Source organism: Flavicella sp. (genome assembly GCF_037132785.1).
Lineage (GTDB): Bacteria > Bacteroidota > Bacteroidia > Flavobacteriales > Flavobacteriaceae > Flavicella.
Map to the genome: position 1 here is coordinate 23,242 of NZ_JBAHZZ010000005.1, position 13,357 is coordinate 36,598.

The window sequence follows — 13,357 nt, forward strand, 5'->3', positions numbered from 1 at the left end:
TATTTATCTCTTTCTATAGTTTTAAATTAATAAATCTATAAGAGTAAAACAGGCTAATGATTTGTATAAAGAAGTAAATGAAAATTATTCTGAAATCAAAGTTATATCAAAAATAGTGGATGTTTACAAAAAACTAGTATTTAAATAAAGTAGAATTAAATCACTTTAGATAGTGAGCACTTGTTGTTAACTAAATTAATTATATTAATAAATTGAGTTATAAAATAAAATATCACCCATTAATTTTTATTGCTATTCATGTCTTTGTAGGCTATTTGGGAATATTCGATTTCGGAACTAAAATACTTTTTATAGGGGTGTTTAGTTATTCATTATTTGATATTTATAAAAATAAAAACAAAGGAGAAGAGGCTTTTTTATGGGCTTGTTATTTTGTTGGTGCCGAGGTGTTTTTTAGAATGACCAAAGGTGCAATCTCCTACGAAATAGGAAAGTATTCCGTGATGCTGCTGTTAATTTTAGGGGTGATTGTAAGTTCTGAAAAACAAAAATTTTCTATTAGCTATTTTATCTATTTATTCTTACTTCTTTTAGGAATTATTTTTACGGATGTTCCTTATGGTGAATCTATAAAAAATGCTATTTCATTTAATTTATCAGGACCTGTGGTTTTATTTGTAAGTGCCTTTTATTTTTATCGAAGAAAAATTTCAATAAAGAAGTTGTTAGAGGGATTATATTATTTAATTATACCTATTTTTTCTATGATGAGCTATATGTATTTTAGAACTCCAGAATTAAAAGAAATAGTTTTTGTAGGGAATGCTAATTTTGAAACTTCTGGAGGCTTTGGACCTAATCAAGTAGCAACGGTTATAGGGGTGGGAATGTTTGTTTTAGCTCTGTTTTTGTTTTTAGACAAGAAGTTGACGAAATTTTATATTTTGGATGTGTTATTTCTAATTTATTTCACATATCGTGGCTTGTTAACATTTTCAAGAGGAGGAATTTTTACTGGTGCTTTGGCTATTTTTACATTTGTCTTTTTTATGTTTCTGTATAATAGAAATCTCATTGTTTTGATTTCAAAATATTTTATGATAGGCTTTGTTTTACTCATCAGTATTTGGTTATACACTTCTGATATAACTGGTGGAATGCTTGAAAATAGATATACAGGTAAAAATTCTAGAGGAGAACAAAAAGAAGATATAACTTCAGGGAGAACAGATATTATTTTAAGTCAATTAGAAAGTTTTTATAGTTCTCCTTGGTTTGGCATAGGAGTGGGGAATGGAAAATACAAACGTATGGAAAGTAATGAAAATATTACAGCTACTTCTCATAATGAAATTACTAGATTAATTGAAGAGCATGGGTTTTTAGGAATTGTCATATTGTTTATTTTATTCTTGGTTCCCATGTACCATTTTCTAGGTTCTTCTAATTATCAAAGAGCCTTTTTAGTGTCGTTTTATGTCTTATGGTTTTTAACGATTAGCCATTCAGCTATGAGAATTGCTTTTCCTGGTTTTATATATGGATTGAGTTTGATGAAAATCACTAGAGACGATGAGTAAAACAATTTTATACATAGGTAATAATCTGTCAAAAAAAACAGGATATATTAGTTCTATGGATGATTTATGTCATCTTTTTAGGGAGAACAAATATACGATTATTCAATCCTCTGACAAATCCAATAAATTTTTCCGCATACTAGATATGCTTTTTACCATTGTGTTTTATTCGAAAAAAATTGATTTTGTATTAATCGATGTCTTTAGTACTTTTTATTTTTATGGGGCTTTTTTAACATCTCAGTGGGCTAGAATTTTAGGATTGAAATACATTCCTATTTTACATGGAGGAAACCTTCCAAATCGAATAGAGAACTCAAAGAGATTATCTAACTTTATATTTAGGAATTCTTATAAAAACATAGCTCCTTCAAATTATCTAAAATATGTTTTTGAGAAAAAGGGTTACTCTACGGTACTTGTTCCGAATATATTAAATATTGAAAACTATAATTTTAGGGAAAGATTATATCCTCAACCAAAAATTTTATGGGTTAGAGCTTTTAGGCATTTGTATAATCCAACAATGGCTATTCAGGTATTATACTATGTAAAAAAAAAACACCCTAAAGCCGTACTTTGTATGGTTGGACCAGAAAAAGATGATTCAATTGATGAAGTAAAAAGCATAGTTAAGAAATATAACTTAGAGAATTCTGTTGAGTTTACCGGTGTTTTATCAAAGGAAAAGTGGATAAAGAAATCTCATAATTATGATATTTTCATCAATACAACTAATTTCGATAATACACCAGTTAGTGTTATGGAAGCAATGGCTTTAGGTTTGGTGGTTGTGAGTACAAATGTTGGCGGAATGCCATATTTAATAAGTGACAAGCAGGATGGTGTTTTGATTCCGGAAAAAAATCCAAAAAAAATGGCAAACGAAATAAAGTTGATTTTAAATGGAAATTATCCTCAATTAACCCAAAATGCTAGAAGAAAAGTAGAAGGTTTTTCTGCTGAAAAAGTAATAGCTCGTTGGAATGAAATTTTATATTAAATGAACTACTCTAAAATATTAGAAAAATATATTTTATCTATAGGTGATTTCTGTAATAGATCCTCTTTTTTAAAAGATTTAAATTATTGGAGAGCAGTAGATAATATGTCTGCAACAAAATTAGAGGTTCTTCAAAAAGAAAATTTAAAGAAATTGTTATTTCATGCAGTTTGTAAATCGAATTATTACGGACAAGTTGAATTAATTGGTGATGATCCAATAAAATGGTTGTCGAACTTTCCTATTCTTACAAAAGATATCTTACGGAGAGAAACAGTTCAGTTGTTAACTGAATCTAAAAAAGGTTTAAAAAAAATATCTAGTAGTGGTTCTTCAGGGATAAGTTCGTCCGTTTATATGAATCAAAAAGATATTTCTAGTTTAAGAGGAGGTTTGGTACATTGGTGGGAGTGGTCTGGCTATCGAATAGGTTGTCCAGTAGTACAAACAGGAATTACTCCAAATAGAGGAGTTTTGAAAACAATTAAAGATTTTTTATTCCGAACAATATATGTAAATGCATTCGCACATGATGAAGCGCAAATAATAGCCGTTTTAAATAAAATTAAAAAAGGAAATTATATTCTAATTGGCTATGCCTCATCTTTAAATGTGATTGCAGATGTGGCAAAAAAACACAATTTTAAGATTAAATTAAAAGCGACAATTAGTTTGGGAGATAAGTTATTTGATCATTATCGAAAAAATATATCAGATACTTTTTCTTGTAAGATTCAAGATACTTATGGATCTTCTGAGGGGTTTTTAATAAGCTCTCAATTAGATTTGCCTTATTCATATATTTTATCACCACAAGTTTATTTAGAAATTATTGACGATGAAAATAAACCTGTAGCGGATGGAGAAATGGGAAATGTGGTGGTTACTAGATTGGACGGGTATGCAATGCCTTTAATTCGATATAAAATAGGAGATTTAGCAATCAAACTTCCTAAAGAAAAATATCCTAAAAAAAGAAAATTCGAATATCCACTCTTACAGAAAATTATCGGGAGAGATACGGATGTTGTAAAAACGAATAATGGTAAGATTTTGATAGTACATTCTTTTACAGGGATTTTTGAATACATCTCAGAAATAAAACAATTTAAAATAATTCAAAAAAACATAAATGGGATTTTGATTGAAATTGTAAAAGCAGAAAATTATTCTGATCAAGTTTTATCTGAGGCAAAAAAAGAATTATTAAAAATAATTGAAAGTGAAAATTTTTTAATTGAATTTAAAATAGTTTCTCAAATTTCTCCTAGTAAATCAGGGAAACCTCAAATAATAGAATCTTATTTATAACATGAAGCATAAAACAATTTGGATATTAAATCAAACTGCTGGTAAAATGGATTCTGGCTGGGGAGAAAGACATCATTATTTAAGTAAAACATGGAAAAAATTGGGCTATGATGTTAAAATAATTTCTGGTTCTTATAATCATCTATTTTCAACACAACCTATTACTGGGAAAAAACAATTTACGATTGAGAATATTGAAGAAGGAATTGATTTTTGTTGGGTAAAAACACCTAAATATACGACTACTGGATTTTCTAAATTTTATAGTAACCTTATTTATTCATTAAAAATAATATTTCTATCAAATAAAAAATTAAAGACTCCAGATGTTTTATTGGTGTCATCCATGCCCATTTTTCCAATTCTAAGTGCTTTGTATTTAAAAAGAAAATTTGGTGCGAGTAAATTGATTTTTGAAGTCCGAGATTTGTGGCCGTTAACTCCAATTTATTTAAAGGGCTATAAGAAAACACATCCTTTAATAAAAGTACTAACATGGTTTGAAAAAATAGCATATTTGAATTCGGATGCCATAGTATCTCTTTTACCTAATGCCGAAGCCTATATAACAACTATTTCTAAAAATGCTTCTAAGTTCCACTATATTCCTAATGGTATTGATGAGAGTTTGGTTGGAAAAGAAGTTTTGCCTGAATCAATTATACAAAACATACCTAAGAACAAATTCATTATTGGTTATGCAGGAACACTTGGTATGGCAAATGCAATGGATGTTTTTATTGATATGGCAATTTCTTTAAAAGAAAAAGATGAAATTCATTTTATTATTGTTGGTGATGGATATTTGAAAAATGACTTGATAAATCGTGCAGGGAATATTCCTAATATTACTTTTTTTGATAAAATAAAAAAGTCTCAAGTACAATCTATGTTGGAGTATTTTGATGTTTGTTATATCAGTAGGTACGCATCTCCATTATACAAACATGGAGTGTCTTATAATAAGTATTTCGACTATATGCTGGCAAAAAAAGCAATACTTGAATCCTCAGAATTGATTAAAGACCAAGTTGAATTGTCTAATTGTGGAATTATTGTTGAACCAGAAAATGTTAGCGCAGCTAAACAGGGGCTACTTAAACTGTATAATAAGTCCAAAGAAGAGTTAAATATAATGGGAATTAATGGATACAATTTTGTAAAAAAAAAACACAGTTACCCGTATTTAGCAAAAAAATATTCAGAGTTGTTTGATTGAATTATCATTTATTTACGATATCAAACAGAAAATATTTCCCTAAATTTACCCACGTATAATACGTAATATATTGATATATAATATGTCTGTCAGGAAAAAAAATAGTTATCTAAATATATCCGAGCGAAAAATTTTGCTTTGGGGTTTTGATATTCTAAGTCTATTAATTGGAGTTTTTACAGTATTTTATTTTCCAAAAGTAAGTTACATAAATTTTGATCATGCGTCAATTTTAACATGGTTGATTACTTTGATCGTTTATTTTATGCTTTTTGGTAACATATTTGAAATTTATAATTTAAAAGTTTCTAGTAGTCGATACTTGATTTTTAAGAATATAATTCTCACATGTTTTACAACGGTATTGTTTTTTGTGTTCACTCCTAGACTTACTCCGTTTTTACCGAGTAATAGAATTGAAATCATGTATTTGTTTTTTGGAATGCTGATTCCATTGTGTTTATGGAGAATGATTTATAGCACGTATATTTACAGTCCTAAATTTTTAAAAAACATCCTATTAATTGGAAGTAATAAAAAAGTTAAGAGTTTAGTTAAAATAATTAAGAAAAAGAATTTTCAAACAAATGTACTCCATTATATATCTGATGATAAAATTTCAAGTATTCCCGAGATTGATTTCATAAATATTTCAGAAGTTGATCTAATTTCAATAGTGAAAAAACTATCAGTAGATGAAATAGTGATTTCTACAGATTCCTTGGGTGTCAAACCCAATTCTGAACTGAATAAACAGCTCGTGTTTTTATTTGAGCATGGAGTAAATATAAAAAGTATTGAAAATTTTTATGAAGAAATTACCGAAAGTGTTGCAAGGGATAACTTAGACAAGGAATTTTATAAATATATTTCCTTTAGTAAAAATCACGAAAACAAATTTTATTTATCATTTATCCGTTTTATTGATATAGTGGTTTCTATTATGGGATTGACGTGTTTACTCTTTTATATTCCATTTGTTTTTATAGGAAATTTGTTTGGTAGTAAGGGACCTTTATTTTACAAACAGGTACGTGTAGGGTTAAATGGACAAGAATTTATACTATTCAAATTTCGATCTATGATTGTTAATGCTGAAATAAATAAAGCGGTTTGGGCAAAAAAAAACGACAAAAGGATTACAGTATTCGGAAAATTTATAAGAATGACAAGGATTGATGAAACTCCACAATTTTGGAATATATTGATCGGAGATATGAGTTTAATAGGCCCAAGACCTGAACGTCCAGAATTTGTGAAAGGATTGAAAAAAGAATTACCGTTTTATGCAATTCGTCATGTCATACGACCGGGACTTACTGGCTGGGCACAAGTAATGTATCCGTATGCAAACACTATCGTCGAACAAGAAATTAAGCTGAGATACGACTTGTATTATATCAAATCTAGAAGTCCTATTATGGATTTTAAAATACTTATAAAAACAATTACCACAGTAATTAGCTTAAAGGGACAGTAGCTTTTTATAGTGATTATTAATTACGATTATATAATCTTGACTAATTAGGAAGAGTAGTTAATTTTGTATCTTTAACCGCATGTACGAGCTCTCTAAACGGATTCTTATCACTATTTTAAGGTGGAAAATAATTGGACAATTCCCAAAAAAAATTAAACAATATGTGGTTATCGCTGCTCCTCATACCAGTTGGGTTGATTTTCCTTTGGGTTTATTGATTCGATGCTTTTCATTTCAAAAAATTCATTTTATAGGTAAAAAAACATTATTTAATTTTCCTCATGGGGTGTTTTTTCGTTGGGTTGGTGGTTTTTCTATTGATCGTTCTAAATCTGACAATAAAGTACAGTTTTTGATTGATAAATTTCATGAAAACGAAAATTTTATTCTAGCAATCTCCCCTGAAGGAACGAGAAAAAAAACAAAAAAATGGAAAACAGGCTATTATTATATCGCAAAAGGAGCAGGGGTTCCGATTGTTAAAATAGCATTGGATTTTAAAAACAAACAAGTTTTAATAGATAGTCCTTTTTATCCAACAGACAATTTTAAAAAAGATATACAAGAGATAAAAAAATATTTCAAAGGAATTTCGGGAAGACACCCACATTTGAGTTAAATATTTATTAGTGTCTCGTTGTTAAGTCGATCTATGCTACTCCCCCTTTTTAGGATGTTTAAATTTATAAGTTGTTTTTTACACGGGGTATTTAAATAGACCTAATTTAGAATTTTACTTCCCAATACAAAAATTAGCAAAGATATTACCAAGTAATTCATCATTGGTTACCTCACCGGTAATCAATCCAAAATAATACAAAGCCTCTCGAATATCAATAGCCAACAGGTCACTAGGAATTCCTAATAAAGTACCTTCTTCTACTTTATTTATTTCCTTTAAAGCTTTTAACATCGCATCATAATGACGTGAATTGGTAACGATGGTATCACTATTATTAAGGGCACCAATATTTACCAATTGTGTTAAGGAATTTGTCAGGGTTTCGATACCCGATTTTTCTTTAGCAGAAATCAATATGATTTCAGGAATTTCAGTCTCTATATTTTTACGTTCTTTGGTCGTTATAGTATCCGCTTTATTAGCAATGATAATCAATTGTTTTTTAGGGTATTTGTTTTTGATAATTTCCAATTCAAGCTTTAGAAGATCACTTTTTATCTTGTATTTTTCTGCGTCAAATAGATAAATTACTACTTGAGCGTGATTTATTTTTTCAAAGGTTTTTTGAATTCCAATTTTCTCAATAATATCTTTGGTTTCTCTAATTCCAGCCGTATCAATAAATCGGTAACTAACACCATCAATAATCATTTCATCTTCAATGGCATCTCGGGTAGTTCCTGGAATATCGGATACAATTGCTCGGTCTTCATTTAACAAAGCATTTAAAAGTGTCGACTTTCCAACATTAGGTTCTCCAACGATAGCAACAGGAATTCCATTTTTTATGACGTTTCCAACGGCAAAAGAATCGATCAATCGTTTTAATACCAATTGGATTTTTTCAATTAATTTTTTAAACTCAGAACGATCAGCAAATTCAACATCTTCCTCAGAAAAATCCAATTCTAATTCTATAAGTGAGGCAAAGTTTAATAATTGTTCTCGTAATAATTTGATCTCATTAGAAAAACCACCACGCATTTGTTGCATTGCAATTTGGTGTGAGGCTTCAGAGTCAGAAGAAATTAAATCAGCTACTGCCTCAGCCTGACTTAAATCGAGTTTTCCGTTTAAGAAAGCTCTTAGGGTAAACTCTCCAGGATCCGCCATCCTACAGCCTTTTTTTAAAAAAAGTTGAATAATTTCTTGCTGAATATATAAAGAACCATGACATGATATCTCAATTGTATCTTCACCGGTATAAGAATTTGGATTTTTAAATACGGATACCAAAACCTGATCTATAATGCGTTTGCCATTCATAATATGACCCAAATGCAAAGTATGCGATTTCTGATTGATTAAGGATTTCTTGCTTTTTACCGATTGAAAATTACCTGCGACTAACTGAATAGCGTTGGGACCCGACAAACGTAATACAGCAATGGCTCCAATTCCTGAGGCTGTTGCTAAGGCAATAATGGTATCTTTATGATTCATTTTGCAAAAATAGAGTTTTATTTTTATTCAAAAGGAAGGTTTTTAATTAGGATACTCTTTATGTAAAAAAACACTTACGATCACTCTATAGTTTTTCTGCTTGTTAAAAATATTATGGTATTTTTACATTCTTATTTAAAGTCTCTGATGATATTGTATTTTTAATGAAAAAATTATTTCTAATTCTTGCTTTTTTTTCCGTCTTTTATACTTGTGCACAGGTAGGAGGGGAAAAGGTGTATAGTTTTTTAAATTTACCTTCTTCTGCTCATCAATCCGCACTGGGGGGAGCAGCAAATACCATTGAGGGTGATGTGAATATGCCTATGTGGAATCCTGCAATGTTAGATGCTTCGATGAGAAATAAGTTTGCGGTTAATTACACTTCATATTTGGCTGGGATTTCTTTTGGTTCTGTCAGTTATGCTACGCAAATAAATAAAAAAATCGGAATGTTTTATGCTGGGATTCAGTATATGGATTATGGTTCGTTTACAAGAGCAGATGAATATGGAACAATAACAGGGGAGTTTAAAGCATGCGATTGGGCATTGGCTGTTGGTTATGCTTATGCCACTAAAGATAGTAATATCACTGTTGGAGCGAACATAAAAATAATCAACTCATTAATTGACACCTATTCTTCTTTAGGTATTGCTGTGGATTTCGCTGCTTTGTATAGACATTCTAACGAACGAACTCTATTGACTTTAGTGGTTAGAAACCTTGGTACGCAACTAAAATCGTATGATGGAACTATTGAAGAGTTGCCTCTACAGATAAATTTTGGTGTTTCGTCTCGCTTAGAACATTTGCCTTTAAAATGGTATGTGAATATAGAAAACCTACAGCAATGGCAACTTGCTGTTGACAATCCTTCTAATCAAGAAATTGATATTGAAGGGAATATAGATCCTGAAGATATTTCATTTTTAAATAATGCCATACGTCATCTTGTAATAGGTGCTGAATTGTTTCCGGATAAGAAACTAACATTAAGAGGAGGGTACAATTTTAGACGTTCTAAAGAACTGGAAATTAATGGAACAAATACCTATGGAGGTTTTTCTTATGGTGTAGGGTTGAATCTAAAAAAAATAAAATTTAATTATTCAGTCACAAAATTTCAACCAAATGTTAATTCCAATACCTTTAGTTTGGTGGTCAATTTATTTTAATATTTTATGAGATCAGATAAAAAAATTATCATTGCTATAGATGGATTTTCGTCAACAGGAAAAAGTACAGTTGCCAAGCAATTAGCTTCTAAATTGGGGTATATTTATGTTGATACAGGGGCGATGTACCGGATGGTAGCTTTGTTTGCATTGGAAAACGGATGTATAGACACCTCTAATTTTGATTCTAAAAAATTAATTTCATTGTTAGATAATGTAGAACTTAGTTTTGTGTTTAATGCTGAGCTTGGTTTTGCTGAAGCTTATTTAAATAATAAAAATGTTGAAAAAAGAATAAGAACCTTAGAAGTATCTAAGTACGTAAGCACTGTAGCTTCAATCTCAGAAATACGCGTTAAGCTAGTAGATATTCAACAAGAGATGGGAAAAAACAAAGGTCTTGTAATGGATGGAAGAGATATTGGAACTGTTGTTTTTCCAGATGCTGAATTAAAGTTATTTATGAATGCGTCAGCTTCCACAAGAGCACAGCGTAGGTTTGATGAATTAATAGCAAAAGGTGAAGAGGTTACATATGATGAAGTTTTTGAGAATGTTACCTCTAGAGATGCCCAAGATACCTCAAGAAAAGATTCACCTTTAGTAAAGGCTGAGCATGCTATAGAAATAAATAATTCTAATTTGACTAGAAAGCAGCAATTTGATAAAATTTACAAACTAGCCGTTCTAGCAGTAGAAGCATAAACTAGAAATTTAATACCTAAGGAATCCCTTCTTTTTTAACAGAAATTTTTTATTTTAATTCAGATACCTTGTTCAAGAGCATTATTTATAGCGGTAATTAAATGTTCCTCTAATAAAACATAGTAGTTTAAAAGAATATCAATAATTGCAATATTGACTACCTTCTATTAAAGTTGTGAAATATTTCTTTATGTCAAGTGAGTTTTGAAGGATTATTAATTACATTGGTATAGGCATAAAAACGAACTCTAGAAATGTATAAAATAAATTTAGGTTTACTATTTATATATCTTATTTTTGTGACTTCTTGTAATAAAAATAAAATGGTAGAAATAAGTATTGAAGTACCCACAGCAAAAAAAATCCCAACAACTTTTAACATACATAATGATACTAGGATAGACAACTATCATTGGATGCGTTTGACAGATGCTCAAAAAAATTCAGAAAATCCTGATGCTCAAACTAAAGAAGTGTTTGAATATTTGAATTCTGAAAATGCTTATTTTGAAGCTGAATTAAAACATACCGAAGGTTTTCAAAAGGATTTGTTTGAAGAGATGAAAGGAAGAATCAAAGAAGATGATTCTTCAGTTCCTTTTAAGAAAAACGGTTATTTCTATATTACTCGTTATGAGTTAGGTAAACAATATCCCATTTACACACGTAAAAAAGGAAATTTAGAAGCTAAAGAGGAATTATTGTTTGATGTAAATATAATGGCCGAAGGTCATGATTATTTTAGTTTGGGGGGGCTTTCTATAAGCCCTGATAATACCAAAGCTGTTTTTTCGGTGGATACTAAAAGCCGACGTCAGTATATATTGTATGTCAAAGATTTAATTACAGGAGATATTTTAGAGGATAAAATTGAAAACACATCTGGTGGTGCTGTGTGGGCAAATGATAGTAAAACGTTTTTTTACACCGAGAAAGATTCTAAAACGTTGCGAAGTACCAAAATAAAAAGACATGTCTTAGGAGTGGATACTTCTGATGATGTATTAATTTTTGAAGAAAAAGACGAAACATTTGGGACTTATATAACTAAATCTAAGTCGAATAAATATTTGGTAATAGGCTCTTATAGTACTTTATCTACCGAATATCAATTATTGGAGGCCGATAATCCTACAGGGAAGTTTAGACTATTCCAAGCTAGAGAAAAAGACTTAGAATATAGCATTGCTCATTTTGAAAATCACTTTTATATAGTGACGAATAAAGACAAAGCAACCAATTTTAAGTTGATGAAAACACCAATTCATACAACGAGAAAAGAAAATTGGGTTGATGTAATTGCGCATCGATCTGATGTGCTGTTAGAAGATGTTTCCATCTTTAAAAAATATCTAGTTTTAGAAGAGAGATCCAATGGATTGAATTTAATTCGAATTAAAAAATGGGATGATACAGAGGATTATTATTTGCCTTTCGGAGAAAAAACTTATTCGGCATATGTCTATGGGAATTCAGAATTTGATACAGATGTAATTCGATATGGATACAATTCGATGACAACTCCTAGTTCAGTGATCGATTTTAATATGGTAGATCAATCCAAAGAAATCCAAAAAGAACAAGAGGTTTTAGGAGGTCAGTTTACTAAAGAAAATTACAAATCTGAAAGGATATGGGTGACTGCTAGAGATGGTAAAAAAGTGGCGATCTCTATGGTTCATCGCAAGGATACGAAACTGGATAATAATACACCATTTATGTTGTATGCATATGGATCCTATGGACATACTATTGATGCTAGTTTTAGCTCAACGCGTTTGAGTTTGTTGGATAGAGGGTTTGTTTTTGCGATTGCCCATATCCGTGGAAGTGAATATTTAGGTAGAGATTGGTATGAAGATGGAAAACTATTGCATAAAATGAATACATTTACCGATTTTATTGATTGTAGTAAATATTTAATTCAAAAAAATTATACTTCTGAGAAACACCTGTATGCAATGGGTGGATCGGCAGGTGGTTTATTGATGGGAGCAATTATCAATATGAATCCTGAATTGTATAATGGTGTCATTGCTGCAGTTCCTTTTGTTGATGTGATTTCTACGATGTTAGATGAAACGATTCCATTAACAACAGGAGAGTATGACGAGTGGGGAAATCCAAATAACAAAGAATATTATGAGTATATAAAGAAATATTCACCTTATGACAATGTTACTACTCAATCATATCCTAATTTATTGATAACTACAGGTTTACATGATTCTCAAGTACAGTACTGGGAACCAGCAAAATGGATTGCAAAGTTACGTGAGTATTCAATAGGAACAAATAAGTTGATGATGCATACTGATATGGAAACAGGACATGGAGGTGCTTCAGGTAGGTTTGATGCACTTAAGGAAACCGCTAGAGATTATACTTTTTTCTTGAATTTAGAAGGCAAGTTGGAGTAGGATTAGGGATACGTTTAGGAGCTACTGACTCTTTATCACCACTAGTAAATGCTATCGGAAGCCATTTTAGGAATAGTGAGGGAGGGAAAATTCAATACAAAAACTGTCAATAGAACAATAAATTTTTGTAATTATATTTTCACAAACCACAAATATATTTATTTAAAACATGGATAATAAACACTTTATATAGGGTTTTTTTATATCTAACTCATGTTTATAGAAAAAAGAGGTAAGACCGTTGCATAATGCTCTTTTCAGTTTTAGATTTCAATTTTGACTTTTTAAATCTAAAATTTATATTTTTTTTTCTTATTTTCATTGTTTATGTTAGTTATGGATCTATTTTTTGGTTCATTTTCCTTTAGTTTTTAG

Annotated in this window: 10 protein-coding genes; 9 read left to right on the forward strand and 1 reads right to left on the reverse strand. The window is 30.1% G+C overall.

Annotated elements, in window-relative coordinates; all coding sequences use genetic code 11:
* Positions 1-212 precede the first annotated feature (212 nt).
* The 6 genes from V5787_RS00345 to V5787_RS00370 all read left to right on the forward strand — a co-directional run bounded on the left by V5787_RS00345 (position 213) and on the right by V5787_RS00370 (position 7,173).
* Entirely contained in the window at positions 213-1,541 is a 1,329-nt protein-coding gene (locus V5787_RS00345; RefSeq protein ID WP_336891304.1) for an O-antigen ligase family protein, read from the forward strand.
* Positions 1,534-2,544 (forward strand): glycosyltransferase family 4 protein, encoded by a 1,011-nt coding sequence (locus tag V5787_RS00350; protein WP_336891305.1) that lies wholly within the window; start codon positions 1,534-1,536, stop codon positions 2,542-2,544. The genes V5787_RS00345 and V5787_RS00350 overlap by 8 nt, the downstream gene beginning before the upstream one ends.
* Positions 2,545-3,855, forward strand: a complete 1,311-nt coding sequence (locus V5787_RS00355; RefSeq protein WP_336891306.1) for a hypothetical protein — start codon at positions 2,545-2,547, stop codon at positions 3,853-3,855.
* A gap of 1 nt (position 3,856) precedes the next feature.
* A complete protein-coding gene (locus V5787_RS00360) occupies positions 3,857-5,074 on the forward strand; it encodes a glycosyltransferase family 4 protein (RefSeq protein WP_336891307.1) in 1,218 nt (405 codons plus the stop codon).
* An 82-nt stretch (positions 5,075-5,156) separates the two neighbouring features.
* A complete protein-coding gene (locus tag V5787_RS00365; protein ID WP_336891308.1) occupies positions 5,157-6,554 on the forward strand; it encodes an exopolysaccharide biosynthesis polyprenyl glycosylphosphotransferase in 1,398 nt (465 codons plus the stop codon).
* A 79-nt stretch (positions 6,555-6,633) separates the two neighbouring features.
* Positions 6,634-7,173 carry a 1-acyl-sn-glycerol-3-phosphate acyltransferase gene (locus V5787_RS00370; RefSeq protein ID WP_336891309.1) on the forward strand — a complete coding sequence of 180 codons (540 nt, stop codon included), beginning with the start codon at positions 6,634-6,636 and terminating at the stop codon, positions 7,171-7,173.
* 114 nt (positions 7,174-7,287) lie between these two features.
* On the opposite strand, the gene mnmE is transcribed toward V5787_RS00370, so the two are convergent.
* Positions 7,288-8,679, reverse strand: coding sequence for a tRNA uridine-5-carboxymethylaminomethyl(34) synthesis GTPase MnmE (gene mnmE, locus V5787_RS00375; RefSeq protein WP_336891310.1), 1,392 nt, complete (start codon positions 8,677-8,679; stop codon positions 7,288-7,290).
* Between the two features lie 164 nt (positions 8,680-8,843).
* Between mnmE and porQ the strand changes: the two genes are divergently transcribed.
* From porQ to V5787_RS00390, 3 genes are all read left to right on the forward strand, one after another.
* Complete coding sequence (gene porQ / locus V5787_RS00380) at positions 8,844-9,857, forward strand: type IX secretion system protein PorQ (RefSeq protein ID WP_336891311.1); 1,014 nt, start codon at positions 8,844-8,846, stop codon at positions 9,855-9,857.
* A gap of 6 nt (positions 9,858-9,863) precedes the next feature.
* Entirely contained in the window at positions 9,864-10,562 is a 699-nt protein-coding gene (cmk, locus tag V5787_RS00385; RefSeq protein WP_336891312.1) for a (d)CMP kinase, read from the forward strand.
* Between the two features lie 323 nt (positions 10,563-10,885).
* Positions 10,886-12,982, forward strand: a complete 2,097-nt coding sequence (locus tag V5787_RS00390; RefSeq protein WP_336891314.1) for a S9 family peptidase — start codon at positions 10,886-10,888, stop codon at positions 12,980-12,982.
* Positions 12,983-13,357: the final 375 nt, after the last annotated feature.

Coding starts and splice junctions, on each gene's coding strand:
- V5787_RS00350 (WP_336891305.1), top strand. CDS start 1,534: ATGAGTAAAACAATTTTATACATAGGTAATAATCTGTCAAAAAAAACA.
- V5787_RS00355 (WP_336891306.1), top strand. CDS start 2,545: ATGAACTACTCTAAAATATTAGAAAAATATATTTTATCTATAGGTGAT.
- V5787_RS00360 (WP_336891307.1), top strand. CDS start 3,857: ATGAAGCATAAAACAATTTGGATATTAAATCAAACTGCTGGTAAAATG.
- V5787_RS00365 (WP_336891308.1), top strand. CDS start 5,157: ATGTCTGTCAGGAAAAAAAATAGTTATCTAAATATATCCGAGCGAAAA.
- V5787_RS00370 (WP_336891309.1), top strand. CDS start 6,634: ATGTACGAGCTCTCTAAACGGATTCTTATCACTATTTTAAGGTGGAAA.
- mnmE (WP_336891310.1), bottom strand. CDS start 8,679: ATGAATCATAAAGATACCATTATTGCCTTAGCAACAGCCTCAGGAATT.
- porQ (WP_336891311.1), top strand. CDS start 8,844: ATGAAAAAATTATTTCTAATTCTTGCTTTTTTTTCCGTCTTTTATACT.
- cmk (WP_336891312.1), top strand. CDS start 9,864: ATGAGATCAGATAAAAAAATTATCATTGCTATAGATGGATTTTCGTCA.
- V5787_RS00390 (WP_336891314.1), top strand. CDS start 10,886: ATGGTAGAAATAAGTATTGAAGTACCCACAGCAAAAAAAATCCCAACA.